The sequence below is a fragment of the Pseudomonas sp. 05N432 genome, assembly GCF_056396945.1.
Genome location: NZ_JBFTMM010000007.1, coordinates 161,119 through 186,343, shown reverse-complemented (window position 1 = coordinate 186,343; position 25,225 = coordinate 161,119). Strand labels below are relative to the sequence as shown.

Annotated in this window: 25 protein-coding genes and 1 tRNA gene; 6 read left to right on the top strand and 20 right to left on the bottom strand. The window is 61.1% G+C overall.

Annotated elements, in window-relative coordinates:
* Positions 1-85: 85 nt before the first annotated feature.
* The 3 genes from AC1DHT_RS10045 (at position 86) to AC1DHT_RS10035 (ending at position 2,277) form a co-directional block, all read left to right on the top strand.
* Positions 86-709 (top strand): TetR/AcrR family transcriptional regulator, encoded by a 624-nt coding sequence (locus AC1DHT_RS10045; RefSeq protein WP_427546124.1) that lies wholly within the window; start codon positions 86-88, stop codon positions 707-709.
* A gap of 37 nt (positions 710-746) precedes the next feature.
* Positions 747-1,271, top strand: coding sequence for a G/U mismatch-specific DNA glycosylase (gene mug, locus AC1DHT_RS10040; RefSeq protein ID WP_427546126.1), 525 nt, complete (start codon positions 747-749; stop codon positions 1,269-1,271).
* Positions 1,272-1,362: 91 nt separating this feature from the next.
* Complete coding sequence (locus AC1DHT_RS10035; RefSeq protein WP_429538545.1) at positions 1,363-2,277, top strand: LysR family transcriptional regulator; 915 nt, start codon at positions 1,363-1,365, stop codon at positions 2,275-2,277.
* 70 nt (positions 2,278-2,347) lie between these two features.
* Here AC1DHT_RS10035 and AC1DHT_RS10030 read toward each other — a convergent pair whose 3' ends face one another.
* From AC1DHT_RS10030 to AC1DHT_RS09985, 10 genes are all read right to left on the bottom strand, one after another.
* Complete coding sequence (locus tag AC1DHT_RS10030; protein ID WP_427545812.1) at positions 2,348-3,364, bottom strand: M14 family metallopeptidase; 1,017 nt, start codon at positions 3,362-3,364, stop codon at positions 2,348-2,350.
* A gap of 172 nt (positions 3,365-3,536) precedes the next feature.
* Complete coding sequence (locus AC1DHT_RS10025; protein WP_427545814.1) at positions 3,537-4,526, bottom strand: DMT family transporter; 990 nt, start codon at positions 4,524-4,526, stop codon at positions 3,537-3,539.
* On the bottom strand, positions 4,526-5,224 hold the full coding sequence (locus AC1DHT_RS10020) for an ABC transporter permease (RefSeq protein ID WP_216741572.1): 699 nt from the start codon (positions 5,222-5,224) through the stop codon (positions 4,526-4,528). The genes AC1DHT_RS10025 and AC1DHT_RS10020 overlap by 1 nt, the downstream gene beginning before the upstream one ends.
* Positions 5,225-5,229: 5 nt before the next feature.
* A complete protein-coding gene (locus AC1DHT_RS10015; RefSeq protein ID WP_477761344.1) occupies positions 5,230-5,943 on the bottom strand; it encodes an ABC transporter permease in 714 nt (237 codons plus the stop codon).
* Between the two features lie 146 nt (positions 5,944-6,089).
* Positions 6,090-6,872: a transporter substrate-binding domain-containing protein gene (locus AC1DHT_RS10010; protein WP_103317292.1), complete on the bottom strand. Its 783-nt coding sequence runs from the start codon at positions 6,870-6,872 to the stop codon at positions 6,090-6,092.
* 26 nt (positions 6,873-6,898) lie between these two features.
* The gene (locus AC1DHT_RS10005) at positions 6,899-8,902 is read right to left on the bottom strand and encodes an aminotransferase class I/II-fold pyridoxal phosphate-dependent enzyme (RefSeq protein WP_427545817.1); all 2,004 of its coding nucleotides are present in this window, start codon (positions 8,900-8,902) and stop codon (positions 6,899-6,901) included.
* Between the two features lie 255 nt (positions 8,903-9,157).
* Positions 9,158-9,343: a hypothetical protein gene (locus tag AC1DHT_RS10000; protein WP_427545862.1), complete on the bottom strand. Its 186-nt coding sequence runs from the start codon at positions 9,341-9,343 to the stop codon at positions 9,158-9,160.
* Between the two features lie 56 nt (positions 9,344-9,399).
* Positions 9,400-9,474 (bottom strand) — tRNA-Gln (locus AC1DHT_RS09995).
* 192 nt (positions 9,475-9,666) lie between these two features.
* Entirely contained in the window at positions 9,667-10,320 is a 654-nt protein-coding gene (locus AC1DHT_RS09990; RefSeq protein WP_103317300.1) for a peroxiredoxin, read from the bottom strand.
* A 162-nt stretch (positions 10,321-10,482) separates the two neighbouring features.
* On the bottom strand, positions 10,483-11,496 hold the full coding sequence (locus AC1DHT_RS09985) for a GlxA family transcriptional regulator (RefSeq protein WP_427545819.1): 1,014 nt from the start codon (positions 11,494-11,496) through the stop codon (positions 10,483-10,485).
* 309 nt (positions 11,497-11,805) lie between these two features.
* Here AC1DHT_RS09985 and AC1DHT_RS09980 point away from each other — a divergent pair, with 309 nt between their 5' ends.
* Both AC1DHT_RS09980 and AC1DHT_RS09975 read left to right on the top strand, forming a co-directional pair.
* The gene (locus tag AC1DHT_RS09980) at positions 11,806-12,111 is read left to right on the top strand and encodes a panthothenate synthetase (protein WP_427545821.1); all 306 of its coding nucleotides are present in this window, start codon (positions 11,806-11,808) and stop codon (positions 12,109-12,111) included.
* A gap of 100 nt (positions 12,112-12,211) precedes the next feature.
* The gene (locus tag AC1DHT_RS09975; protein WP_427545823.1) at positions 12,212-12,613 is read left to right on the top strand and encodes a hypothetical protein; all 402 of its coding nucleotides are present in this window, start codon (positions 12,212-12,214) and stop codon (positions 12,611-12,613) included.
* Between the two features lie 63 nt (positions 12,614-12,676).
* On the opposite strand, the gene AC1DHT_RS09970 is transcribed toward AC1DHT_RS09975, so the two are convergent.
* The 3 genes from AC1DHT_RS09970 to gabT all read right to left on the bottom strand — a co-directional run bounded on the left by AC1DHT_RS09970 (position 12,677) and on the right by gabT (position 15,255).
* Positions 12,677-13,165, bottom strand: a complete 489-nt coding sequence (locus tag AC1DHT_RS09970; RefSeq protein ID WP_008055821.1) for an Lrp/AsnC family transcriptional regulator — start codon at positions 13,163-13,165, stop codon at positions 12,677-12,679.
* 45 nt (positions 13,166-13,210) lie between these two features.
* Positions 13,211-13,867, bottom strand: coding sequence for an HAD family hydrolase (locus tag AC1DHT_RS09965; protein WP_427545860.1), 657 nt, complete (start codon positions 13,865-13,867; stop codon positions 13,211-13,213).
* Between the two features lie 95 nt (positions 13,868-13,962).
* Positions 13,963-15,255 (bottom strand): 4-aminobutyrate--2-oxoglutarate transaminase, encoded by a 1,293-nt coding sequence (gabT, locus tag AC1DHT_RS09960; protein WP_427545825.1) that lies wholly within the window; start codon positions 15,253-15,255, stop codon positions 13,963-13,965.
* Between the two features lie 273 nt (positions 15,256-15,528).
* On the opposite strand from gabT, the gene AC1DHT_RS09955 reads away from it, so the two are divergent.
* The gene (locus tag AC1DHT_RS09955) at positions 15,529-16,455 is read left to right on the top strand and encodes a 2-hydroxyacid dehydrogenase (RefSeq protein ID WP_427545827.1); all 927 of its coding nucleotides are present in this window, start codon (positions 15,529-15,531) and stop codon (positions 16,453-16,455) included.
* A gap of 124 nt (positions 16,456-16,579) precedes the next feature.
* Here AC1DHT_RS09955 and AC1DHT_RS09950 read toward each other — a convergent pair whose 3' ends face one another.
* From AC1DHT_RS09950 to AC1DHT_RS09920, 7 genes are all read right to left on the bottom strand, one after another.
* A complete protein-coding gene (locus AC1DHT_RS09950; protein ID WP_019689743.1) occupies positions 16,580-17,659 on the bottom strand; it encodes a tartrate dehydrogenase in 1,080 nt (359 codons plus the stop codon).
* A gap of 26 nt (positions 17,660-17,685) precedes the next feature.
* On the bottom strand, positions 17,686-19,143 hold the full coding sequence (locus tag AC1DHT_RS09945; RefSeq protein WP_427545829.1) for an NAD-dependent succinate-semialdehyde dehydrogenase: 1,458 nt from the start codon (positions 19,141-19,143) through the stop codon (positions 17,686-17,688).
* 257 nt (positions 19,144-19,400) lie between these two features.
* Positions 19,401-20,558, bottom strand: a complete 1,158-nt coding sequence (gene argE, locus AC1DHT_RS09940; protein WP_427545831.1) for an acetylornithine deacetylase — start codon at positions 20,556-20,558, stop codon at positions 19,401-19,403.
* Positions 20,555-21,709 (bottom strand): NAD(P)/FAD-dependent oxidoreductase, encoded by a 1,155-nt coding sequence (locus AC1DHT_RS09935; protein ID WP_427545833.1) that lies wholly within the window; start codon positions 21,707-21,709, stop codon positions 20,555-20,557. Before AC1DHT_RS09935 ends, argE begins: the two co-directional genes overlap by 4 nt.
* The gene (locus tag AC1DHT_RS09930) at positions 21,706-23,097 is read right to left on the bottom strand and encodes an FAD/NAD(P)-dependent oxidoreductase (protein ID WP_427545835.1); all 1,392 of its coding nucleotides are present in this window, start codon (positions 23,095-23,097) and stop codon (positions 21,706-21,708) included. The genes AC1DHT_RS09935 and AC1DHT_RS09930 overlap by 4 nt, the downstream gene beginning before the upstream one ends.
* Positions 23,079-23,387 carry a (2Fe-2S)-binding protein gene (locus tag AC1DHT_RS09925; protein WP_054597940.1) on the bottom strand — a complete coding sequence of 103 codons (309 nt, stop codon included), beginning with the start codon at positions 23,385-23,387 and terminating at the stop codon, positions 23,079-23,081. The genes AC1DHT_RS09930 and AC1DHT_RS09925 overlap by 19 nt, the downstream gene beginning before the upstream one ends.
* Positions 23,384-25,225 (bottom strand): ABC transporter ATP-binding protein, encoded by a 1,842-nt coding sequence (locus AC1DHT_RS09920; RefSeq protein ID WP_427545837.1) that lies wholly within the window; start codon positions 25,223-25,225, stop codon positions 23,384-23,386. Before AC1DHT_RS09920 ends, AC1DHT_RS09925 begins: the two co-directional genes overlap by 4 nt.

Sequence of the window (25,225 nt, the reverse complement as noted above, 5' to 3'; positions counted from 1 at the left end):
AATTCAGGAACTTCTGGTTCCTTAATTTTGTGCGATGGTGTAAGAATATGCCGTGACTCACCTTCATTCAAGGAATTTGTACAACATGGCACAAAATAAAACTGCAGAGGGCAAAGGCCGCGGCCGCCCTCGCGCGTATGACCCGCAGACAGCGCTGCAGCAGGCGCTTGGGGTTTTCTGGAGCACCGGATATTCCGGCGCCTCTCTGGATAGCATCGCAACGGCGGCCGGCATGAATCGCCCAAGCCTCTATGCGGCATTCGGTGACAAGCACGCGCTCTACATCAAAGCGCTTGAGCAGTATTGGGAATTTGCCGCGGCGGCCATGCATGAGGCGCTGACAGACAACACACTGACGCTGGAGCAGGCGTTGATGCGTTTCTATGAGGGGCAGTTGTCGATCTACTTCTCGGGCGAAGGACAACCGCGCGGCTGTTTCGCGATTGGTACGGCGACTACCGAGGCCGTCGAGGATGCTGAAATACGCGACGTGCTTTCGGATCGACTGAGCAGGCTCGATGCCGAACTCGAAGCGCGTCTGCGGGCAGCAATCAATTCCGGCGAGTTGAAAAGCGATGCCGACCCTGCAGCCCTTGCCGTACTCGCGTCATCCTTGCTGCACAGCATTTCGATACGTGCCCGGGCGGGCAAATCCCGCGAAGAATTAACGGAACTTGCACGCAATGCGGTCAGCGTGATCTGCGGCTAGTTAACCTCGGCAGCTGTCGGGTTTGTGAGGTTTTATCGTGGGTGAAAGACTCGAAGATATTCTTGCCGAGCAGCTTGCAGTGATTTTCTGTGGCATCAATCCGGGCATGACGGCCGCCGCCCAGGGGCATCATTTTGCGGGTCGGGGCAATCGTTTCTGGCGCACACTGCATCTCGCCGGTTTTACGCCGGAGGAAGTACGCCCGGAACACGATCGGACGATCTTGCAGTATCAGTGTGGGTTAACCGCCGTGGTCGAACGGCCAACGGCGCGGGCGGATCAGCTGTCTGCACATGAATTCATCGCTGCCGCAGCGGATTTTGAACAAAAGATCGCACGCTATGCACCACGCTTTGTGGCGTTTCTCGGCAAAGCGGCGTACAGCGCATTATCTGGTCAACGAGAAATTGCATGGGGGCTTCAGTCAAAGACCTTTGGTAATGCCTCGGTCTGGGTCCTGCCCAATCCGAGCGGGCGAAATCGCGCGTTCACGCAGGATCAACTGGTCGGTGCTTACCGCCAACTCTGCCTGGCAGCAGGTTCGGATCGGTTTTCCGTTTGATCAGGGGATCACTTTACTTTTTCGTCAGACCGGGATAGATAGCGTGTTACACCCCCTACTTGATACCTGATGTAATCAATCGAGAGATGCGATGCCCCGGCATTTTGACGATGTGCAACTCGGCAGCATTGAGCTGTTCTGTCTGGCAGTCGAGTTTGAAAGTTTCACTGCCGCTGCGCAGGCCGCCGGCGTGACGCCTGCCGCCGTGAGCCGGTCGGTGTCACGCCTGGAGGAGCGTCTGGCGGTGCGCTTGTTTGTCCGCACCACCCGGCAGATACGCCTGACCGAGGCAGGTCGGGTCTATTACGAGCAATGCCGTCAAGCGTTGACTCAACTGGTTGACGCGGAACGTAAAGTGACGGGCCAACAACAGGCGCCCTCAGGGGAATTGCGCATCAGCGCACCGACGCCCTATGCGCATTTTCGACTGTTACCGCGCCTTGCCGAGTTTCGTCGACGCTACCCACTGGTCAAGGTAGTCGTACACGTCAGCACCCGGAACATAGATTTCGCTGAGGAAGGTTACGATCTGGCCATCCGTGGTCGAGCGCCCGATGACTCGGCGCTGATTGCGCGCACACTCGAGAATGCAGAGCTGGTGGTCGTCGCCTCTCCTGAATACCTTCGGCAGCATGGCGTTCCACAGTCACTGTCGGACCTGGAATCACACGATTGCATTCAATTTGAACTGCCCAGCAGCGGAAGGAATGTGCCGTGGACTTTCATCGTCGATCAACGCTCGGTGAGCGTGAACACCTCTGGAAATACCACCTGCCTTGAAGATTATCTGGCAACGATCACGATGGCCAGACACGGCGCCGGGCTCGTCCAGGCGTACCGGTTTACCGTTCAGGCGCAAATTGACAGTGGTGAATTGGTCGAGGTACTCGGGGAGTTTGGTGGTGCTACCCGCCCCTTCCTGTTGCTGTATCCCCATGCCCGCTACCTGCCGATGAAAGTCAGAGCGCTGATTGATTTCTTGACGGACCCGGAGTCGGTTCATTGATTGCCAGGTCAGGTGCTACTTCTCTGGGGGCTGAACACATGCTGATTCGGAAGGCTGCCGCTTCCCCCTGCTAATTAGGGTCCAACAATCCTCCGCTCCAGTTGCGCGACACCCGGGTTCCGGTGAACTTCGCCACCACCATGCCCTGTTGCACAAGGCGATCCCGATAACGTGTCACCATCCGCCCCGCTTGTTCGGCAACCAGCACCACTTCGGAAGACGGATCACCCGGGCGCCCCAGAATCCGCGCAAACCGCTGCCCTTCTTCGACAAAATCGCCCAGCTCCTTTTCAAAGATCAGCACCCCGGGCTGCGGCGCGAGAATGGTCTCCATGTGGCTCATCTCTATCGCCTCGACAGGCCAATCGCCTGGCGACTGCGGCTCATCGATCACCCCGCACGCGCAAAGCCAGGCGTATAGCCCCGCAGCATCCTGCTCGGCAAACCGGTCGCTGACATCGCCCTGCCCGCGCAATTCCAGGGTCGCCGCCAGGCGCTGGTCCGTGACGCCATCGCGCAGCCAGGGCGCAATGATGGTTTCCTCGAAGGAGCCATCGCCACCGTCATCCCAGATGATCGCCACCGCCATCTTCATCGCCGCCGCCAGTTCACGGCCACGTGGCCAGAAACTGCGATGAACGTAGAGGTATGGCATTGCCTCGTCATCGGTGTGCAGATCGAGCATTAAGTCCGCCGTGGCCGCCAGTTGTACCAGGCTTTTTTGCCAGGCCTGGACAGGAGTCGAAGGCCGGGCCATCGCGGTCGACTGGTCGAATGAACGGTTGAAATTATGGCCCGTGGCGTCGTGAAACCGACCGAGTATTCGCCCTTGGCGAAACTGCCCGATGCCCAGGGGATTGGCCTGTGGCACCACGGTCACACTGCCCTTCAGGCGGCCCTCGGTCTCGGCGATCTGGAGTCGCTGCATCAACAGGTGCAGGACCAGCATCCCGGCGATTTCGTCGGCGTGCACCCCCGCCTGCAGGTGCACCTTCGGCCCGCCGCCATTGCCCTCGAATCGCCACACGCCGACCCGCACCGCGTCGCCGTTATTGTTCCGAACCGCGAACGAAATGTCCTGCCCCATACGTGTGTCCTCCGGTCATGACCGTTAAAACCCGATTACTCAATCCGTAGCAGCTGCCGAAGGCTGCGTTCGGCCGCGTAGCCGTCGCAAATTCGGCATCCACGGATTATTGGAAGACCGCATTGCGTGATTTTACGACCGCTTCGCGGCCGAACGCAGCCTTCGGCAGCTGCTACGGGGGTATGCGTCGCCCCGGAATCTCTTGACTGAGTGGCATTACGCCAACGGCCTCGCTATCTTGGGTTGCGGGATAAAGGGCTTGCGTCACGGAGCATTCGGCGCCGACGACGTCTTGTGCCGGGTGACGGCCAACGATCATCGCCAGGGTGCCGCTGACCGCGATCAACCCGGCGCCAATCATCAGCGACTCATCCATCAGCGTGCCCCAGACCAGGTTCGATAGCAGGAACGCCCAGACCAACCCGGTGTACTCGAACGGCGCCAGCAAAATCGCCGTGGCCCGCTGAAAACTGGCGAACAGCAGGAACTGCCCGATACCGCCCACCAACCCGGCACCGAGCATCCCCAGCCAGGCCGGGGTCGGCGATGGGGTGTGGGTCCAAGGCAACGCCAGCATCATGCAAATGACAAACACCCCATTGGTGATCAGCATCTGTTCCAGCACTGACGTCTGGTTATCCACCTGCCGCAACTGGATGTAGGTGAAGGCCCAGCACATCGCCGCCAACAGCGTCAGCACGATCGGCAAGGGCTCGGTCATATTGCTGGGGCGACAGGCAATGATCACGCCGACAAAGCCGATGATCAGGGTGAACCACTGCCAGCCGCTGGCACGCTCCTTGAGGATGACGACCGCCAGCACCGTGACCATGATCGGCGCCGAAAAATACAGTGTGGTCATTTCTGCCAGGGTCAGGTCCCGGGCTGCCGTGTAATACAGCAGCCAGGCAACGAGCGACAGCAACCCGCGCACCACCAGCAAGCGCCGGCTCGGTGAGCGCCAGGCCCGTTGAACCAGCCGCGGGCGTCCGGCCAGCAGGCAGGCGACCACCACCACGAGGCTGCGCCAGAACAGGATGCTGACCACCGAATAGTCGGCCACCAGCCACTTGATGCTCGCATCCTGCAACGCCAGGAACGCATAGCCCAAGGTGCACAGGCCGATGCCCTGCAGCGACCGGTCAACCCGTGGCGCGCTCATTACACCGCCCTGCGCAGTGGCGTCCCGCGCCGTTCGGCAAAAGCGAACAGCGCCTCGATCAGGAACGTCAGACAGACATACACCCCGGCCACCAGCAGCAACGGTTGATAGACTTGCAGGGTCTGCGCGCGGACCACATTGGCGGCGCCCAGCAGATCGATCACCGCGATGGTCGAGGCCAGCGCCGTGGACTTCAGCAACATCACGGTCTCCCCGGCCAATGTCGGCAACAGCAACCGCATCGCCCGCGGCAAGCGCACCCGCAGCAGGGACTGGCGCGGGGTCATGCCAAACGCCGAAGCGGCTTCCATTTCCCCCTTTGGCACCGCCAGCAGGCCGCCGCGAATCACTTCGCCCACATAGGCCCCCACCGACAGCACCAGGGCGAACACGATGTACCAGTAGCCGTCACGCAGATAAGGCCAGAGAAAACTGCCACGGATCAGCGGAAACTGTGCAAACAGGCTGCCAAGCCCGTAATAGAAGATGTAGATCTGGATCAGCAACGGTGTCCCGCGAAACACACTGGTGTAGAACAGGCTGGCCTTGGCGATGACTTTATTCTTCGAGATCCGGGCCAGCGCCACCAGCACCGCGAGCAAAAAACCGAACGCACTGGCAAACAACAGAAGGGTGATGCTCGTTTGCAGCCCTCGGCCCAACAGCGCCGCGTATTCAACTATCCACGCTGGAATCATTTCATTCACTCAGCCAAAGGCATCCAGCGACGCGTGCGTCGCTCAAGCCRTCCCGACAGGTAGTTGGACACCAACGTCACCACGTAGTACATCGCCGCGGCCGTGAGGTAGAACAACAGGTAGTGACGCGTCGAACCCGCCCCTTGCTTGGCGGTGTACAACAGCTCGTTGGTGCCGACTACGCTGATCAATGCGCTGTCCTTGATCAGGTTGATCCACAGGTTGGCCATCCCGGCCATCGCATAAGGCGCCATGATCGGCAGCGTGACGCGCCGGAACAGTCCGAACCCGCTCTGGCCGAACGCCCTCGCCGCTTCGATCTGACCAAAGGGAATCGCCTGGATCGCCGCCCGGAAAATCTCCGAGGCATAGGCGCCTTGCACCAGGCCCAGCACCAGGATTGCCGCCAAAGGACCGCTGACATCCATCGCGCCGTAACCCATCCGGGCCATCAGCGAATTGAGGAGCATGGAGCCGACGTAGTACAGCAACAGGATCAGTAATAATTCCGGAACCGCCCGGAACAATGTGGTGTAGCCACGCATCAGTGCCGCAATCGGTTTGGGCGCGTTCAACTTGAGACAGGCCACCACCAGGCCAATGAACAGCCCGACCACAAAGGCCCCGGCCGATATTTGCAGGGTCATCCAGAGCCCCTTCAACAGCGCACTGCCCCATCCTTGTTCGCTGAAATCGATCAACTCGAACATTGCTGGCATTTCACTCTCCGGTTAGCAGGCGTGAGGACACCGCTGGACCTTGTGGGGGCGGGCTTGCTCGCGATGGCGGTGGTTCAGTCACCATAGATGTTGACTGTTGTGCCCTCATCGCGAGCAGGCTCGCTCCCACAGGATTTGTGTTCAGGTCAGAACGCGGGCTTCACGCTGGTCCCGAAGTAGCTTTGGGAGAGGTCGTCATAGTCCTTGCTCGCCAGCAGGGTCTTGATCGCCTTGTCGAGATTGGCCTTGAGCTCGGTGTCATCCTTGCGCAGACCGGCGCCCACGCCTTTGCCGAAGATCGGGTCATAAGGCACCGTGCCCAGGTAGGCCAGGTCCTTGGCATCCGGCGTCTTGACGAATGCCGCCATGGCCGTGCCGTCCGCCATCATCAGGTCGACTCGACCGGCAATCAGGTCGGCGTTGGCCGAGTCCTGGGTGTCGTAATACTTCACGTCGGCAATTTTTTCGTAGTAAGCCTTCAGGTAACTGGCGCTCACTGTCGAGTTCTGCACCGCGATGATCTTGCCCTTGAGGTCATCCGGGTACTTGTTCACCGCAGTGCCCTTGGGCCCGACAAGCGCAATCGCCGAGTCGTAGTAGGCCTTGCTGAACGCGATCTGTTTTTCGCGCTCTTCGGTCACCGACATGGAAGAGAAGATCACGTCGATCTTCTTCGCCAGCAGCGACGGGATGATCCCGTCCCACGCCACTTCCTTGATCTCGCACTCGGCTTTCATTTCGCTGCACAGCTTGTGGATCAGGTCGACTTCAAAGCCTTTCCATTCACCGTTGGCCTGCTTCTCGGTGTACGGCGGATACGGTTCGGCGGCGACCGCGAACCTGATCGGCTGCGCCTGTGCCGCACTCATGCCGGCCAGCATTACGCAGGCCACGCCGGTCAACCAGTTTGCCAAACGTCGATTTCCCATGATTGTTCCCCGTTTTTTTTATGTTATTAGCGAGTCTGATGAGCGTTGACGAATTGTCGGCAACGTTCGCTGCGTGGGTGTACGAACACTTCATCCGGCGAACCGGCTTCCTCGATCAACCCTTGATGCAAGTAGGCGACTTTGGAAGAGACATCGCGTGCAAAGGCCATCTCATGGGTCACCAGGATCATGGTCCGGCCTTCTTCGGCGAGAGAGCGGATCACCCGCAGCACTTCGCCGACCAGTTCCGGGTCGAGTGCCGAGGTGGGTTCATCGAACAGCATGACCTTGGGCCGCATGGCCAGGGCCCGGGCGATAGCCACCCGTTGTTGCTGTCCCCCGGAGAGAAACGCCGGGTACTCGTTGCGCTTGGCCGCAAGCCCGACGCGTTCAAGCAAGGCTTCGGCCCGTTCAGTGGCCTCCGCACGGCTTTCACGCAGGACCTGAGTCGGCGCTTCGATGAGGTTTTCCAGCACCGTGCGATGGGGCCAGAGGTTGAAGTTCTGGAACACCATGCCCAGGCTCGAACGGATCCGTACCAGCTGTTTGACGTCGGACACCAACGGCGCGCCGGGACGGTCGAAGTTCAACTGAATGCTTTCGCCGTCCACCAGAATGCGCCCCTGGTCGGGCACTTCGAGCATATTGATGCAGCGCAGCAAAGTACTTTTTCCCGAGCCGCTGGCGCCGATCAGGGAGATTACATCGCCTTCGCGGGCCGTCAGGGAGACGCCTTTGAGGACTTCGATATTGCCGAAGCGTTTGTGCAGGCCATCAACCTCGATCATGGTCTTGGCCGCGACCGGCTCAGTGGCCGCTTGGCTGGTCACACGAGTGATCGCCGGTCGCGGCGCTTCGCCTTTCAACACCCGGACAAAATCGCGAATACGCTGGCAGGCCTGGGCCAGTCGTTCTTCACCGAGCGTGAACGAGAGCCGCACAAAGCCTTGTGCCGGTTCGCCGAAAGCCGCCGCATCGAGAACCGATACCTGCGCCTCGCGCAACAGACGCCAGGCGAACTCCAGAGAACTCAGGCCAGTGCCCCGCACGTCCACCAGCACGAACATGCCGGCATCGGGCGTGAGCACTGAAATTCCCGGGCAATCAGACAAGCCTTTCACCACCAGATCACGACGACGGCGATAGATTTCGCGCATGCCGTGGGTCACGTCCTCATGGGCCTGCACAGCCTTGAGCGCGGCCTCCATGACAAACCCCGGCAAGCCGTAGAGCATGCTCAGCATCAGGGTTTCGGCATGCGCCACCAGGGCTTCAGCGGCGACGATCCAGCCGATCCGCCAGCCGGTCATGGCATGGGATTTCGACAGGCTGCCGATGACCACGCAACGCTCGGCCATGCCCGGCAAGGCCGCCAGACTGAAGTGCTCGCGTTCGAACGCCAGGCTCTCATAGACCTCATCCACCACGACCCACAGGTCATGGGTGATGGCGAGATCCGCGATGGCTTGCAGCTCTTCGCGACTGAGCACCACGCCGGTGGGGTTGTTCGGATTGGACAGGAAAATCGCCCGGGTGCGCGGGGTGATGGCCTTGGCCAGCACCGCGGCATCGAGCCGGAAACCCGAATCCGCCGCGCAAGGCACCCGCACCAGCGTCGCGCCGGAGGCCTTGAGCGTCGCCTCGTAAGTCACGTACATCGGGTCCAGGGCAAGTACTTCGTCGCCGGCAGTCAGCAGGCACAGTGAGGTGATGAACAGTGCGTTCTGCGCCCCCGCCACATTGATGACGTTTGACGCTTGCAGCTCACGGCCGAACAGTTGGCTGTATCGCGCGGCGATGGCTTCGCGCAAGGCCAGGCGACCGGCGATTTCGGTGTAGTGCGTGTCGCCCTCACGCAGGGCATCAACCGCGGCATCGGTAATGAAGTCTGGCGTGGGGAAATCCGGGTCCCCGACGCTGAGGATGATGACATCCTCGCCACGGCGCTGGGCATCGAACGCGGCATGGTGAATATCCCAGGCGGCAACGCCCTGGCCCGAGATCCGCTCAACAAAGGGTGAAAACCGCATGCCAGTGCCTCGTTCGGGAAGAAGAAACGCAAGCCCGCAACCAGCCGGGGAGAAGGTGGAACGAACATAGTCGAAGCTGAACAGTCGTTCAACAGAAAAGTCACGAGGGTTCGCGTTCAGCGTCAACAGGTCGTTTTTACGACAGTCGAGGCGCTTTCCAGTATTCGAATGGCAGGCAGAAATGAGGTTTGCGATGGCGCTGCTGGTGCGTTGGGCAATGCTGCGATAGCTTGGCCCCTTTCCCAAGGAACGGCGTCAGGCATCCTGGAGTTGCTCACGCAGGAACTCGATAAACCGTTGGGTTTTCGTTGGTAACAGTCGGGTTTCGATCAGGCGACCGCTGAGGCCTTCGCCGCGCAAGGTCACGGCTGCGCAGCCACCGGCATTCGACACGCCGGAAAAGCCAAGGAAGAGAGTGCGGTTGTCGATATAGACGATCATCCTGTATTCGCGCAAAACCTGCCGGTTGAGGGAATACCTGGATGAGCATGGGAAAATGGCAGGGGCGGCTGGATTTGAACCAACGCATGGCAGGATCAAAACCTGCTGCCTTACCGCTTGGCGACGCCCCTGTAGCTGTTGCTGAAAGCCCCGTGAGGGCCTCTGCAAGAACGCGCGGAAATTTATCAACTTTCGCTTCGTCTGGGAAGCCCCCCAAACCACATAAATTGTTTTTAAAACAGCCACTTGCTATTGATCGAATTAAGCAACCCTCCCCTGCCCGAGCCTGAGGCAATCGTTGCAAGGAAGGGACGCTGGCTGAGTTACTTCGGTTGCGCCACGGTGCGCAAATAGGGTTTCAACGTCTTGAAGCCCTGCGGGTACTTCTTCCTGGCCTCTTCGTCGGACACCGACGTGGGAATAATGACGTCCTCGCCCGGACGCCAGTTCACCGGGGTGGCGACCGTATGCTTGGCGTTTAATTGCAGCGAGTCGAGCAGACGCAATACTTCATCGAAGTTGCGTCCGGCACTCATTGGGTAGATCAGCATCGCCTTGACTTTCTTGTCCGGGCCGACAATGAACACAGAACGCACCGTCGCGTTATCCGCGGCGGTGCGTGAGCCGCCGCTGGCATTCGGGTGAATCATGTCGTAGAGCTTCGCCACGACCAGGTTCTCGTCGCCGATCATCGGATAGTTGACCGCATGCCCCTGGGTTTCTGCGATGTCACCGAGCCACGCCCGGTGGTCACTGACCGGGTCGACGCTGAGCCCGACGATCTTGGTGTTGCGCTTGTCGAACTCCGGCTTGAGTCCGGCCATATAACCGAGTTCAGTGGTACAGACAGGGGTAAAGTCCTTCGGATGCGAGAACAGGATCGCCCACTTGTCGCCAATCCACTCGTGGAAATGGATCGGGCCTTCGGTACTTTCGGCAGTGAAGTCCGGTGCTTCATCGCCAATGCGAATTGCCATGTTCAATCTCCTTGCAGTGACTGATAGGGAAGCTGTCAAAACCCTGACGGCGGGCCCGACGGCGTTGGGTGCCAGCGTTGGCCTGGCAACGCGAATCAGTATAGGAGACGTATCAAGACAGCCGTGACAATCGCTTGGCCCGGCCTCGCGGTGGCGTCGTTTTCATTTGACCAGTCGCGTTTCCTTGGATGGCCTGTATCCAAAGTACGAGCTGTAGCATTTGCTGAAATGACTGGGTGAAACAAAACCGCAGGCCACCAGCACATCGACCTGGGACAGCTCGGTGTGTTGCAGCAGACGCCGCGCCTCGGTGATACGCAGTTCCATGTAATACCGCTGCGGCGTCGTGCCCAGTTGCTCCTTGAACAAGCGTTCGAGCTGTCGACGGGAACGGCCGGCATAAACCGCCAGTTGCTCCAGCTCCAGGGGCTCTTCGAGGTTGGCATCCATCAGCTTGACCACCTCGCGCAATGGCGCGCTCACACAGATGTTTTCAGCCGGTTTGATGCGCCGATAACGAGACTCCTCGAAAGCCAGAATGTCCTCGATACCCTCGACCAGGGCTTTATCGTGCAGCCCCTTGATCCAGTCCAGCGCCATATGGAATGCCCCCGCGGGACTGGAAGCGGTGAGCCGGTCTCGATCAATGACAAAGGCTTCGCTGGTGACATGCGTCGCCTTGGAGATTTCCGCGAGTGCGGGGCGATGTTCGGGGTGGATGGCGCAACGATACCCATCCAGCAAGCCAGCACTGCCGAGGAACCAGGCGCCATTCCACAATCCGGCCAGGCTGACGCCACGGTCTGCCGCTGCTCGCAACAGGCTGATCAGCTCATCGGTCGCCTTCAGTTCTGTCCGGTAGCCGCCACAAATGACCAACAGGTCCAGGTCCTGAATGGCTGAAGAATCGAAACGCGCATCCGGACGAATCACCAGGCCGAGATCACTGATGACCTCCCCGTCATTCAAGCCGAACGTTCGGGAAGCGAACAACCCGGGGCGTAGCAGATTCGCGGTAACAATCGTATCCAGCGCCTGGGTGAACGCGGGCAGCGAGAAATGCTCGAGCAGCAGAAATCCTGCCCGGGTCATTTGAGCCGTCTCGCTGGGATTCTCATTCAGATAGCGAAGGTTTTTCCCCTTCATGCCTCCGCTAAATTGGCGTCGTTCGATCAATGTTCGACCTGCTCGGTTGCGTTAACCCACCTGTCATTTGGTGCGTCGGTAAAGCGCAATGCTAACCGCATAAGTTTCAACACCACCAGCACCATTATGCAACTGCTCAGGCAAGCTGAAAGCCGTGCAAAACGGGTGACATGATCCACTTTCAGCGCCACGACCGCCCGTAACCCTGGACGGGCGTCAGCTCATGCTTCGCTATGCTTAACCACACACCGCTGGAGCGGTCGAATACGAGCTTCGTGGCATCAGTGCCAGGAGCAAAGGCAGGGAGATGAGGCAGCTATCTGAAAAGAGAATCGAATAATGAAAATGCTAATGATGGTCGAGTGCCCGAATGAACCCTTCAACGCGCTCGTCAGGGCCGGGAAGGTTGGCGAAGTCATCGAGCGAATCCTGGAAAGCATCAAACCGGAGGCGGCCTACTTTACCGAGCAGGATGGAATGCGCGGCGGGATTTTCCTGATCGACGTACAAGACTCCTCCCAGATCCCCAGTTTTGCAGAACCGTTCTTTCTCAACTTCGATGCCACCTGCAAGTTCCGTCTGGTCATGAGCCCACAGGACCTGCAAAGGGCCGGCCTGGAAGCGCTCGGCAACACATGGGGTTGAGGGCGATCAGTGCGGGGTGGTTTTGTCCGCCCCACACCCTTATCGGGTCGCGACAAACCCGCTGGGCAATTGCGGTTGCCGATAGCTATGATTGGAGACCATGACAGCCTCTCTCCAGATTCGACAACCCTGTCCGCCCGGCGCCTGCGATTGCAGGCGCGAACAGTTGCTGGACATACCCAGCGCGGACTTGCGCATCCTGCACCTGACCCGCCAGGAGGAAAAACGCCTGCTCGACCGGCTGGAGAATCTGCAGAGCCTGGCCGACCTCGAGCACCTGCAGCGGCGGATGTACGAGCAATTAGGCATTCGTGTGCACATCACCCCCAGCGTGCACGAAGTACGAAGCATGCGCGGCATCGGTATTCAGCTTCTGGAGCTGCCAGGGCTGTGCCGCAAAACCCGCCAGTCAATTCCGGCCGCCATTCGTCGCGGTCTGGAAAAACACCCCGAGATTGCCTACGAGCTGCTTAACGCCCACGACCTGTTGCGCGATGCCTGAGGCGCCGCCCGGCGTGCGTCTCTTGCAAAGACGCAGCGGGCTCAAGCGTTTATGGAGAACGTCTCAATGGCGCAGCAATTTGCGCAGCGGCACGCCGTCCTTGAGCACGGGCGACTTGATGACGATGTAGCTGAAGTACTTGGAGATGCCGATGTTCTTGTCCAGCAGGCTTTCGATCACTTCCTGATAGTGCTGGATGCTGCGGGTCATGAAGCGCACCAGATAATCGTAGCCACCGCTGATCAGATGGCATTCGAGCACCTCATCCACCAGGCGGATATTGGACTCGAACTTGGCGAAGTCTTCGCGCTTGTGATCGCTCAAGGTTATTTCGGTGAACACCGTGACCGAGTCAGTGATCTTGGCCAGGTTCAAATGCGCCTTGTAACTCGAGATGTACCCGGCCGACTCCAGTCGCTTGACCCGTTGCAGGCACGGACTGGCTGACAGCCCCACGGCATCGGCCAGGCTGACGTTGGTCATGCGCCCGTCTTTTTGCAACTCAACCAAGATGCTGATGTCGATCCGGTCCAGTTTCACTAAACCTTCCATTGCGTACCTCTTGATTGCCGTTTGTAGGACAATCTTCTAGCAAAATCAGCGCCGTAAAGACAGCTGATGCTGAGCCACCAGGTCAGCCATGCTGTTAATGCAGTAATCCGCCGCACACGACGTTGCAGGTTTTGCCCGCCCGCGACAAATCAGGCACACATCGCTGGTCGCCTGCCGACCGGCAGAAGGTCGGGTCACTTGCAGGATCTCCCGGGCCTCAAGCCCATTGGCCTGTAACCAGTCCCGATCCAGCAAGGGATCGCTGGCCAGTGAAATGAAGTCGTCGGGCATGACCCCCAAACGCTCACAGAGCAGCCCTCGATCTTCGGCATCCCGATCGCCCTGCACCAGCAAGCGATAGAACTTGCGCAGGTACAACATCGCGCCGGGCGCATCCTCGAACAGCGACCAACTGGCCACCGAACGGGCAAAACTCATGCCCTCCTCCCAACTGGCTCGCAGCCCCCAGCGCTCGGCCAGCTGCCGATGGGCGAAACACAGCAAGCCACTGAAGCCCAGTTCACCGAAACGCGGGTAGAGCGCACGCACCACCTCGCTGTATTCGGCCAATACCTGCTCCTTGTCCGGGCGACCGCCAAGGCCGTCTAGCAGCGGTTGCAGCGCCGTCCAGACTCCCGAATCGCGATCGACCAGGACTTCATCGCAATCGATGAGCAACGCTCGATAATCAGTCAGCCCCATGGTACGCCAAGCCTCCAATAATGCACTCCGTCACCCCATGCTCCATAAATGCTCACGGGCGATACCTCGCGGTATCGCCCAAAGCAGGCATGAACTCAGTTCAAGACGCGTGCCAATGCTGCTTCAAGAATCTGCAGCGCTTCGTCGATCTGATCCTCTGTTGTCACCAGCGGTGCAAGGAAGCGCAGCACGTTGCGGTACACGCCGCATTTGATCACCAGCAGACCGCCCGCTCGGGCTTCGTCGATCAGCCGCTGATTCAGCTCCGCATCCGGGGTACGCGCGTCGTCATCCTTGATCAATTCGATCGCCAGCATGAACCCGCTACCGCGCACGTCGCCGATTTGTGGGTGACGGGCCTGCAAGCGCAGCAACCCCTGACGCAAACGCTCGCCCAGAGCATCGCCACGCGCCAGCAACTGTTCTTGCTCATAGGCGTCGATCACCGCCAGCGCTGCGGCGCATGACAGCGCGTTACCGCCGTAAGTACCGCCCAGGCCACCGGGCAATGGCGCGTCCATGATCCCGGCCTTGCCGACCACACCGGACAACGGTAGACCACCGGCAAGACTTTTGGCGACGGTCACCAGGTCCGGCTGGATGCCGGCGTGCTGGAAACCGAACCACTTGCCGGTGCGGCCAAAACCGGTCTGGATTTCATCGAGAATCAGCACAATCCCGTGTTTTTCAGTGAGGGCACGCAGCGCCTGGAGGAACTCCACCGGTGCCGAGAGGAAACCACCGTCGCCCTGGACCGGTTCAATGATGATTGCCGCGACCCGCTCAGGGGCGACCTGGGTGGCCAGCAACTCGTCCAGCGCCTTGAGGGCCATCTCGCTGCTGACGCCGCGATAGGCATTCGGGTACGGCGTGTGGAACACCTCCGGCGCGAACGGCCCGAAGTTCTGCTTGTACGGCTGGCTCATGCCGGTCAGCGTGGTGCCGAGCAAGGTGCGACCGTGAAACCCGCCACGAAACGCAATCACCGCCGAGCGATTGGTATGAGCGCGGGCAATCTTCACCGCGTTTTCCACGGCCTCGGCGCCAGAGGTAAAGAACGCCGCTTTATAGGCTTCGTTGCCGCCGATCATTTCACACAGGCGCTGGGCCAGATCGAGATAAGGCTTATAGGCCACCACCTGAAAACACGCGTGGGAGACCTTTTGCAACTGGGCCTGCACCGCGGCGACCACCTTGGGGTGGTTATGGCCGATGTTCAGCACACCAATGCCGCCGACAAAATCCAGGTAGCGCTGGCCGTCCACGTCCCACAATTCGGCACCTTGGGCGCGATCGATCACCAACGGGTGAGCGGTAACCAGGCCACGTGGCACGAATTGATCGCGCTGACGGAGCAAATGAGGGGTTTCGTCGACTTTGCTGTTCATGGCATTTCCCATCGTGAGTCCGGCAACCGGGAGGTGGTTGCGATGGTGTTCAGGTTAAGGCTTGTGCGAAACGAACTACGCCGAACTTGCGCCCTGAGAAATTCGGATCGACTGTTTTCACCCCGCCAAACGGCAGATTCCTTCAACCCGCCGAATCTGCCGGGGCATGCCTGATAGAAACGGGTGCAACGCGTTTAACCCGGCCCTTTCGACAGATCCTGCGCTGGCGTTGCGCGATGATGGACAGCCTCGTCCCCCCTTCAGGAAATGCCCATGGCCCTGCTTTATAAAGCTGACCCGGTACGCGGCGAACAGTGGAAAGCGCTGTTCGCCGAGCATGCCCCGGATATCGAATGGCGCGCCTGGCCGGACATCGGCGACCCCAAGGACATTCAGTACCTCGCCGCCTGGCAGGCACCGGATGATCTCGAGGCGCGGCTGCCCAACCTGCGCGTGTTGTTTGCGTTGTCCGCCGGGGTCGATCAACTGGACTTGCGCCGCTTGCCGACAAGCCTGCCGGTGGTGCGCCTGCTGGACCCCGGCATCACTCGCGGCATGTGCGAATACGCCAGTTTCGCGGTGCTCAGCCTGCACCGGGACATGCTGCGCTATCGCCAGCAGCAAATGGCCCGGTGCTGGCAGGCTCACTTGCTGCAACCGGCGGCCAAGCGACGGGTTGGCGTCATGGGCCTCGGCACCCAGGCCCGGCAGATTCTCGCGACCTTGCAGCCCCTGGGTTTTACGTTGTCCGGCTGGGCGCGCAGTGCTCATCAAGTCCCGGGCGTCGCTTGCTATGCCGGCAACGAGCAGCTGCCGGCGTTCCTGAGCCAGTGCGACATTCTGCTGTGCGTACTGCCGCTGACCGAACAGACCCAAGGCATCCTCGACCGCACGCTGTTCCAGCAACTGCCCCGTGGCGCGGCGCTGATCAACATGGGCCGTGGCGGGCATCTGGTGGAAAGTGATTTGCTCGAGGCGCTGGACAGCGGGCAACTGAGCGGCGCGGTACTCGATGTGCTACAGGAAGAACCGGCCCCGGTGGATCATCCGTTTTGGGACCATCCGCAGATTCTGCTGACCCCGCACATTGCGGCGATGACCCAGCCGGAAAGTGCGTTTGGGGTGTTGCTGGAGAATATTCGGCGGTATGAGCGGGGGGAGAAAATGGTGGGTGAAGTGGATCGAGCCCAAGGTTACTGACTAAAACACAGACCAAATGTGGGAGCGAGCCTGCTCGCGATAGCGGACTGTCAGTCAACATCACTGCTGAATGTCAGGCCCTCATCGCGAGCAGGCTCGCTCCCACAGTAGTTCGGTGGGTGACTTAGAGTCTGTCGGCAATCGCCTTCCCGACATCCTGAGTCGAGCCCTTCCCACCCAGATCCGGCGTGATCGGCCCCTCGGCAATCACCCGCTCGATCGCCTGCAGAATCCCGTCATGGGCCGCGCGATAGCGCTCATCACCGTTACCGAGGAAATCGAGCATCAACGCCCCGGACCAGATCATCGCAATCGGGTTGGCGATGTTTTGCCCGTAGATATCCGGCGCCGAGCCATGCACCGGTTCGAACAGCGATGGAAAACGCCGCTCCGGGTCGAGATTTGCCGATGGCGCAATGCCGATGGTGCCAGCACACGCCGGCCCGAGGTCGGAGAGAATGTCGCCGAACAGGTTCGACGCCACCACCACATCGAAGCGGTCCGGTTGCAACACGAAACGCGCGCACAGAATATCGATGTGCTGTTTGTCCCAGGTGATCTCCGGGTACTGCGCGGCCATCAATGCGGTGCGCTCGTCCCAGTACGGCATGCTGATGGAAATCCCGTTGGACTTGGTCGCCGCCGTCAGGCGTTTGCGCGGCCGGGTCTGGGCCAGCTCGAAAGCGAACTTGAGAATCCGGTCGACGCCGCGCCGCGTGAACACCGACTCTTGCAGCACGAACTCATGCTCGGTGCCTTCGAACATCTTGCCGCCGACCGAGGAATATTCACCTTCGGTGTTCTCACGAATCACCACGAAATCGATGTCCCCCGGCTTGCGGCCGGCCAATGGGCACGGCACGCCGGGGAATAACCGCACCGGGCGGATATTCACGTACTGGTCGAAATCCCGACGGAATTTCAGCAGCGAACCCCACAGGGAAATGTGGTCCGGCACCTTGTCTGGCCAGCCCACGGCGCCGAAGTAGATCGCATCAAAACCCTTGAGCTGTTCGAACCAGTCGTCGGGCATCATCTGCCCGTGCTCCAGGTAGTAATCGCAGTGCGCCCAGTCGAGCACCTCGATGCTCAATTCCAGCTGCCATTTCTTCGCCGCCTGCTCAAGGACTCGCAGCCCTTCGGGCAGGACTTCCTTGCCGATGCCATCGCCGGCAATCGCGGCGATTCTGAATGTCTTGCTCATCAATCGTGGCTCCCCGTGTCTGTGAGTTACAGCCCGCCAATGTGGAAGGCTTTGACTTCAAGGTATTCGTCCAGGCCGTACTTGCTGCCTTCACGGCCCAGACCCGACTGCTTGATGCCGCCGAACGGCGCGACTTCCATGGAAATGATCCCGGTGTTGAGGCCGACCATGCCGAACTCCAGCGCTTCGCCGAAACGCCACGAGCGGCGCAGGTCCTGAGTGAAATAGTAGGCGCCCAGTCCATAAGGCGTGGCATTGGCCAGCGCGAGTGCTTCGGCCTCCTCGGTAAAGCGCATCAGCGGCGCCACCGGGCCGAAGGTTTCTTCGTTGGCCAGCAGCATGCCGGCGTGGGCATCGCCGAGTACCGTTGGCTGGACAAATTGACTGTCGCCCTCGGGAATACCGCCGCAGAGCAAGCGCGCGCCCTGGCTCAGGGCATCGTCGATATGCCGGGCGACTTTGCTCACTGCCGCCGGATTGATCAGCGGGCCGATGGTGACGTCGGCGTCGAGGCCGTTACCGACCTTGAGCTTGCCCACCTCCTCCACCAACCGCTGGGCGAAGCGCTCGTAGATGCCGTCCTGCACCAGGATGCGGTTGGCGCAGACGCAGGTCTGCCCGGCGTTGCGAAACTTGCTGAGCATGATGCCCGTCACAGCCTGCTCCAGGTCAGCATCGTCGAACACAATGAACGGCGCATTGCCGCCCAGCTCCAGGCTCAAGCGCTTGATGTGCTCGGCACTCTGGCGCATCAGCAAGCGGCCCACCGCCGTCGAACCGGTGAAGGAAAGCTTGCGTACGGTCGGGTTGCCGGTCAGCTCTTCGCCGATGCCGGCGGGCATTCCGGTCAGCACGTTGAACACCCCGGCCGGGATGCCGACGCGCTCGGCCAGTACTGCCAGGGCCAGTGCCGACAATGGCGTCAGGTCCGAGGGTTTGACGATGATCGGACAACCCGCCGCCAAGGCCGGCGCGCACTTGCGGGTGATCATCGCGTTGGGGAAGTTCCACGGGGTGATGGCCGCACAGACACCCACCGGTTGCTTGAGGGTCAGCAGTCGGCGGTCGCCGCTGGGGGCCGGTATGGTTTCGCCGTAAACCCGGCGGGCCTCTTCGGCAAACCATTTGACGAAACCGGCGCCGTAGCGAATTTCGCCTTTGGCTTCGTTGAGCGGTTTGCCCTGCTCGCAAGTCATGATCAACGCGAGGTCATCGAGGTTGTCGATCATCGCCTGATACCAGCGCTCCAGCAGCGCCGCACGCTCGGCCGCCGGGCGGGCGCGCCAGGCTGGCCAGGCTTTTTCGGCGGCGTCGATGGCGCGGCGGGTTTCCGTGCCTTGCATCGCCGGTACGCGGGCAAGGAACTGGCCGTTGGCCGGGTCGATGACGTCCAGCGTCGCGGCGTTGTCGGCGCCGATCCACTGCCCGTCGATGTAGGCGAGTTCTGCCAAAAGGCTTGGGTCTTTCAAACGATTCTTGAGCATGGTCGAGGTCCTGATCCGAGACACTTGCCAGTCTAGGGAGGTGCCTCGGAAGAGGATGCTGAAAGTGCCTTGAGGGCAGCGTCGGATGCTGAAAATCGCGGCGGGACGGCAGGCTCTACCGAAGGAGTTTATGGTCTATCAGACAAACACAAACCCCTGTGGGAGCGAGCCTGCTCGCGATAGCGGTGGATCAGGCAATATTGATGTTGAGAGATAAGCCGCCATCGCGAGCAGGCTCGCTCCCACATTTAATTCTTTTACAATTTCAAAGAACCGGTCAGGCCCTCAAGAAACCGCTCCCCGGCCTCCATCTGGCTGATCTCGATGAACTCGTCCGGCTTGTGCGCCTGTTCGATCGAACCCGGTCCGCAGACCACCACCGGCACATCCAGGCGCTGCTTGAACAACCCGCCTTCGGTGCCGAACGAGACTTTGGCGGTGCCGGTATCCGGTGCGGCGAAGTTCTTCAGAAAGCGCACCGCTTCGACACTCGGATGGGTATCGAGACCTGGATAGACATTGAGGGTTTCAATCTCGATGTCCGCCACGCTGGAGAGCTTTTTGGCCTCGCGTACGATCACTTCCGCACGCTCTTGCATCTGCGTCAGGAACTGATCCAGATCGTCTGCCGGCAGGTTGCGCACTTCGAAGTCGAGGGTGCAGAGGTTCGGCACGATGTTCAGCGCCTTGCCGCCGACAATCTGTCCGACATGCACCGTGCTGTAAGGCACGTCGTAGTCCGCATCCTGAGCGCCCTGCTCTTGCAATTGCTGTTGGCTTTGACGCAGTGCCGCGATGAAATCGCAAGCCACGTGGATCGCATTGACCGAGCGCGGCGCCAGCGATGAGTGCGCCTCCAGGCCCCGACAGTACGTGCGATAAGAACCCTTGCCCTTGTGCCCCAGTACAAACTGCATGTTGGTCGGTTCGCCAATCAGGCACAGGAATGGCCGCACCGGCGCCAGATGCAGCACATCGAGCAAACGCCGGACGCCAACGCAACCGGTCTCTTCGTCATGGGACAGCGCCAGTTGCAGTGGCCGGCTCAGCGAATGGTCGGCAGCGTCGAGCATGGCGTCGATGGCCAACGCGATAAACCCCTTCATGTCGCAGCTGCCGCGCCCGTAAATCCGTCCCTCCTGCAGCGTCGCCTGAAACGCCGGAACGGTCCAGGCCTGCCCCGCTGCCGGGACCACGTCGGTGTGCCCGGACAGCAGAATCCCCGGCAACTCCTTAGGGCCGGTGCTGGCAAACAGGTTGGCCTTCTTGCCGGTGGAGTCCTTGACGATCAGCGACTCGATGCCCTTGCTCAGCAACAAGTCGCGTACGTACTCGATCAAGGCCATATTCGACTCCGAAGATACGGTATCGAAGGCCATCAGGCGTTTGAGAATATCCAGTACACGGGGTTTCATGAGGCCTTGCTCCGTTGCTCGGCTGAAAGGGCGAACCGGCGAATGGAGAACGGCTCAATCGAAGTGCGGGTGCTGCCGGTGCTGATCAGTTCAGCCATCACGTCACCGACGCCCGGGCCAAGCTGAAAGCCGTGACCGCAGAAGCCGAACGCGTAGAACAACCCGTCGACCGTGCCGCTGCGGCCCATCACCGGCAGGGAATCGGGCATGTAACCTTCGATGCCGCTCCAGACGCGGATGATGTTCAGGTTGCCGACACCCGGCAGCAGGCGCCGCATCTGCTGGATCTGGTTGAGGATGCTGCGCGGCTCGACCTGGGCCCGACGGTTCAGCATGTCCGGCTTGCTGCGGTAGCCACCGCCGATGACGATGTTGCCGCGCGGGATCTGCCGGAAGTAAATCACTTCCTCGGGAATTTTCGTGTACACGCCGATCACCGTTGGCAAGGCGTACGGCACCGGCTCGGTCACCGCCATTTGCGGGCCGTGAGTGTCCAGCGGCACCGGTTCGCCGAACTGCGCCGACAGCTTCTGGCCCCAGGCACCGGCGGTAATCAGCAACTGTTCGGCGCTGAACTGGCGACCATCGGTGGTGGTGACGGTGAACTCACCGCCAACCTTTTGCACTTCGGCGACTTCGGTCTGCTCTTCGATCCGCGCACCGAGACGCCGTGCGGCGCGGGCAAACGCCGGGGCTGCCAGACGCGGGTTGGCGTGGCCGTCGTGGGGCGCGTAGGAGCCGCCCTTCACGTCCGGACCAAGAAACGGAAAACGCTGGTGCAGTTCGGCGCCGCGATAGATTTTCAGGTCCAGTTGCGCCGCTTCGGGAGCGGCGGCGTAGGCCTCCAGTTCGGCGATTTCGTCTTCGCGGTAGCACACGCGCATGTGCCCGCTGGCGATGAATTCGAGGTCGTCGTCGATCAGTTCCGGCAGGCGTTTCCACAATGCCCAGGAACGGTTGGCCAACTCCAGCTGCCCGAGGAATCGTCCCTGGCGCCGGACGTTGCCGAAGTTCACGCCGCTGGCGTACTGACCGATCTGGTCGCGCTCCAGCAAGATCACCGACTGCCCGCGCTGGCGCAGGAAAAACGCCGCCGCCGAGCCCATCAGGCCACCCCCGACAATCACCACATCGGCTTTCTGTAGCGTCATGGCGACACCTCCTCGGTGAGCATCGAAAGCGGTTTGACCGGCGCCTGACCACGCTGGCGACCGACCAGTTGCACATTGACGCCGGCCGCAGCGGCAATCACCTCGGCCCCCGCCTGGGAGCAATAACGGCCCTGGCAGCGGCCCATGCCGACCCGGCTGAACGCCTTGGCCCGATTGACTTCGCAGGCGCCCTTTTCGCTGACGGTGCGCCGCAATTCGCCAGCGCTGATCATCTCGCAGCGGCAGACAATGGCCGAGTCGGGCAAGGCCTTGGCTTGTTCGGCAGGCCAGGGAAACGCCTGGGCCAGGCCAAGACGAAACTGGTCCATCAGCGCCAGGGCGCGGCGTTGTTCGTCGCGTAACCCGGCGTCCACCGGCTGGTGCAGATCCTCCAGCAGCGCCATCGCCACCAGACGCCCGGCATGTTCGGCGGCGTCCGCCCCACGAATTTTCGAACCATCGCCGGCGGCATACACACCATTCACCGAGGTCCGGCCATCTTCATCGGTGGCCAGCCACCATTGACTGGACGCCTCATCGAAGCGCAAACGGCAACCGGCCAGATCCGCCAGTTGGGTTTCCGGGCGCAGGTGATAACCCAGCGCCACGGCATCGCATTCCACGGTCAACGTCTTGCCTTCGGCGGTCCGCACCCGCACACCACTGACACCGCGCTGGGCATCGCCCAGCACTTGCAACGGAGAAATCCCCAAGTGCACCGGAATCTTCGCCCGGTACAGCTGCGCCAACAGTTTCATCCCGGCGAACAGCAGTCCGGGGCGCGCCAGCAGTTTCGGCAAGGCGCCGATGCGCTTGCTCAGCGGCGAAGTGTCGAGCACCGCCGCCACGTTGGCACCGGCCTTGAGGTATTGACTGGCGACCAGATACAGCAACGGCCCGCTGCCCATGAACACCACGCGATGACCAATCGACACCGCTTGGGATTTGAGCGCGATCTGCGCGCCGCCGAGGCTGTAGGTGCCCGCCAGTTGCCAGCCTTCGATCGGCATCAAGCGGTCGGTGGCGCCGGTGCAGAGGATCAGCGCGTCGTAATCAACCGTCGAGTGTTTGCCCTGGCTGACGCAGCACAGTTGCCCCGGTGTGAGGTTCCACACCAGCGTGTCCGGGCGGTAGTCGATCAACCCGCGCAAGCGGTCGAAGCTTTGGTGCAAGTCTTTGGCCTTGGCCGCTTCGGCGCCGTAGAGCGTGGTGTAATCGCGGGTAAAACCTTGCGGTTGGCGACGGTAGATCTGCCCGCCATCGCGACGATTTTCATCGATCAGGATCGGCTTGCAGCCCGCCGCCAGCAAGGTTTCGGCGCAGCGAATGCCGGCCGGCCCGGCGCCGACGATAACGACTCGATGAGTGCTCAGCCGTGCAGTGGCCATATCGCCTCCGGTTGTGTGGTGATGATATCCAACCCTTCACGGACTTCGTTGGAACAGGCACGCAGCCGTTCGCCGCTGCGGGTCCAGACCCAGCAATCCTGACAGGCGCCCATCAGGCAAAAACCGGCCCGCCGGCCCGAGTCGAACTCCGACTGGCGCAGCGCCGAACCCTGGGTCAGCAACGCGACCATCAGCGTGTCGCCCTGCAACGCCTCGATGGGTGTGCCGTCCACCGTCAATTTGACGGTCGGCCGGCCCTGCTCGGCCAGCCTCACAAAACGCCCCTTCATACATAGGCTCCCTGAATCATGCTGTTCAAATCCTGCTGGGTTTTCAGCAGCTCGGCACTGTCGTGGTGACAAAGGATTTCACTGCCGCCGACAAGCGTCCGGCGGTTTGGCGCGGTGCGATTGCACAAACCGTCGACCCGTACCGGGCAGCGATTGAGAAACGTGCACAGCTCCGGCACGTTGGCCTTGGCACCGATCGGCGGCAGCGTGCCGCAGGTGGTGCCGCAGTTCTCCAGCCAGCCCTGACGCAACTCCGGCACCGAATGAATCAACAGGTCGGTGTAAGGATGGAAAGGCGCTTGGGCAAACGACTGCCGACTGCCCTCCTGAACCTTGTAGCCGCTGTACATCACCACGATGTCGTCGCACAGCGCACGCACGGTGGAGATGTCGTGGCTGATGAACAGGTACGACACCCCCAGCTCCTGACGCAGGTCGCGCAGCAGTTCAAGAATCGCCGCGCCGACCACCGTATCCAGCGCCGAAGTCACTTCATCGCACAGAATCAGGTCCGGCTTGGCCGCCAGTGCCCGGGCCAGGTTGACCCGTTGCTTTTGCCCGCCGGAGAGTTCATTCGGCCGACGCTCGGCCAGGCTCCGCGGCAAGCGCACCAGGTCCAGGAGCTCGCCGATACGCTCGCGCAATGCGGCGCCCTTGAGGCCGAAATACATCTTCAGCGGCCGGCTCAGAATGGTGCTGATGCTGTGCATCGGGTTGAGCGCGGTGTCGGCGTTCTGGAAGACCATTTGAATGCGCCGGAACTGTTCGTCGGTACGCTCGGACAGGCTGCCGCCCAGTGGCTGACCATCAAAGGTCAGGCCACCTAACGCCGGCGTCAGCAACCCGGCCACCACCCGCGCCAGGGTCGACTTGCCGGAACCCGATTCACCGATCACGCCGATGGCCTGGCCCCTGCGCACCGTCAGGTCGATGTCTTCCAGCACGCGGATCGACGGCATGCCTTGGGTGTTTTTGTTGCCATAGCCGGCGGTCAAACCTTTGATGGTCAGCAGTGGCTGATCTTCGGCCACACCGCAGGGCGGACGGATCGTCGTATCCGGGCGCGCCGCCGCCAGCAGGCTACGGGTGTATTCATGGGCCGGGCCTTTGAGCAAAGGCGCGGTGGCGCTCTGTTCGAAGATCTGACCGCCATTCAACACAACGATCTGATCGGCCATCTGCGCCACCACGGCCAGGTCGTGGGACACGTAGACTGCTGTCGCCCCACGCTCACGCACCACTCGTTTGAAGGCGCGCAGCACGTCGATTTGAGTGGTCACGTCGAGGGCAGTGGTCGGCTCGTCGAGCACCACCAGCAGCGGATCGCTGATCAGCGCCATCGCCGCCATCACCCGCTGCAGTTGCCCCCCGGACACTTGGTGCGGGTAGCGTTGGCCGATGTGTTCAGGGTCCGGCAAGGCCAGGTCGCGGAACAGCTCGATGGCTTTGGCTTCGAGCACGGTCCGGTTACCCAGGCCATGAATCAGCGCGCCCTCCACCACTTGGTCGATCAGTTTTTTCGCCGGGTTGAACGCCGCCGCAGCGCTTTGCGCGATATACGACACACGGTTCCCGCGCAGGCCTTGCAGTTCGCGTTCGCTCAACGCCAGCATGTCGTGTTCGCCGACTTGCACCACGCCGCCGGCCAACCGGCAACCACGCCGGGCGTAACCGAGCAGCGCCAGGGCGATGGTGGTCTTGCCGGAGCCCGACTCACCGATCAGCGCCAGCACTTCACCTTTTTCCAGGGAGAAGCTCACCCCCTTGACGATTTCTACTTCGCTGCGTTCGCCACAGGCGACCACGCGCAGGTCCTGGACCCGAATCAATTCACTCAT

Excerpts from the sequence above, each read along its gene's own strand:
- AC1DHT_RS10045 (WP_427546124.1), top strand. The coding sequence starts at position 86 with ATGGCACAAAATAAAACTGCAGAGGGCAAAGGCCGCGGCCGCCCTCGC.
- AC1DHT_RS10035 (WP_429538545.1), top strand. The coding sequence starts at position 1,363 with ATGCCCCGGCATTTTGACGATGTGCAACTCGGCAGCATTGAGCTGTTC.
- AC1DHT_RS10030 (WP_427545812.1), bottom strand. The coding sequence starts at position 3,364 with ATGGGGCAGGACATTTCGTTCGCGGTTCGGAACAATAACGGCGACGCG.
- AC1DHT_RS10025 (WP_427545814.1), bottom strand. The coding sequence starts at position 4,526 with ATGAGCGCGCCACGGGTTGACCGGTCGCTGCAGGGCATCGGCCTGTGC.
- AC1DHT_RS10020 (WP_216741572.1), bottom strand. The coding sequence starts at position 5,224 with ATGATTCCAGCGTGGATAGTTGAATACGCGGCGCTGTTGGGCCGAGGG.
- AC1DHT_RS10010 (WP_103317292.1), bottom strand. The coding sequence starts at position 6,872 with ATGGGAAATCGACGTTTGGCAAACTGGTTGACCGGCGTGGCCTGCGTA.
- AC1DHT_RS10005 (WP_427545817.1), bottom strand. The coding sequence starts at position 8,902 with ATGCGGTTTTCACCCTTTGTTGAGCGGATCTCGGGCCAGGGCGTTGCC.
- AC1DHT_RS10000 (WP_427545862.1), bottom strand. The coding sequence starts at position 9,343 with ATGATCGTCTATATCGACAACCGCACTCTCTTCCTTGGCTTTTCCGGC.
- AC1DHT_RS09990 (WP_103317300.1), bottom strand. The coding sequence starts at position 10,320 with ATGGCAATTCGCATTGGCGATGAAGCACCGGACTTCACTGCCGAAAGT.
- AC1DHT_RS09980 (WP_427545821.1), top strand. The coding sequence starts at position 11,806 with ATGAAAATGCTAATGATGGTCGAGTGCCCGAATGAACCCTTCAACGCG.
- AC1DHT_RS09975 (WP_427545823.1), top strand. The coding sequence starts at position 12,212 with ATGACAGCCTCTCTCCAGATTCGACAACCCTGTCCGCCCGGCGCCTGC.
- AC1DHT_RS09970 (WP_008055821.1), bottom strand. The coding sequence starts at position 13,165 with ATGGAAGGTTTAGTGAAACTGGACCGGATCGACATCAGCATCTTGGTT.
- AC1DHT_RS09965 (WP_427545860.1), bottom strand. The coding sequence starts at position 13,867 with ATGGGGCTGACTGATTATCGAGCGTTGCTCATCGATTGCGATGAAGTC.
- gabT (WP_427545825.1), bottom strand. The coding sequence starts at position 15,255 with ATGAACAGCAAAGTCGACGAAACCCCTCATTTGCTCCGTCAGCGCGAT.
- AC1DHT_RS09955 (WP_427545827.1), top strand. The coding sequence starts at position 15,529 with ATGGCCCTGCTTTATAAAGCTGACCCGGTACGCGGCGAACAGTGGAAA.
- AC1DHT_RS09950 (WP_019689743.1), bottom strand. The coding sequence starts at position 17,659 with ATGAGCAAGACATTCAGAATCGCCGCGATTGCCGGCGATGGCATCGGC.
- AC1DHT_RS09945 (WP_427545829.1), bottom strand. The coding sequence starts at position 19,143 with ATGCTCAAGAATCGTTTGAAAGACCCAAGCCTTTTGGCAGAACTCGCC.
- argE (WP_427545831.1), bottom strand. The coding sequence starts at position 20,558 with ATGAAACCCCGTGTACTGGATATTCTCAAACGCCTGATGGCCTTCGAT.
- AC1DHT_RS09935 (WP_427545833.1), bottom strand. The coding sequence starts at position 21,709 with ATGACGCTACAGAAAGCCGATGTGGTGATTGTCGGGGGTGGCCTGATG.
- AC1DHT_RS09930 (WP_427545835.1), bottom strand. The coding sequence starts at position 23,097 with ATGGCCACTGCACGGCTGAGCACTCATCGAGTCGTTATCGTCGGCGCC.
- AC1DHT_RS09925 (WP_054597940.1), bottom strand. The coding sequence starts at position 23,387 with ATGAAGGGGCGTTTTGTGAGGCTGGCCGAGCAGGGCCGGCCGACCGTC.
- AC1DHT_RS09920 (WP_427545837.1), bottom strand. The coding sequence starts at position 25,225 with ATGAGTGAATTGATTCGGGTCCAGGACCTGCGCGTGGTCGCCTGTGGC.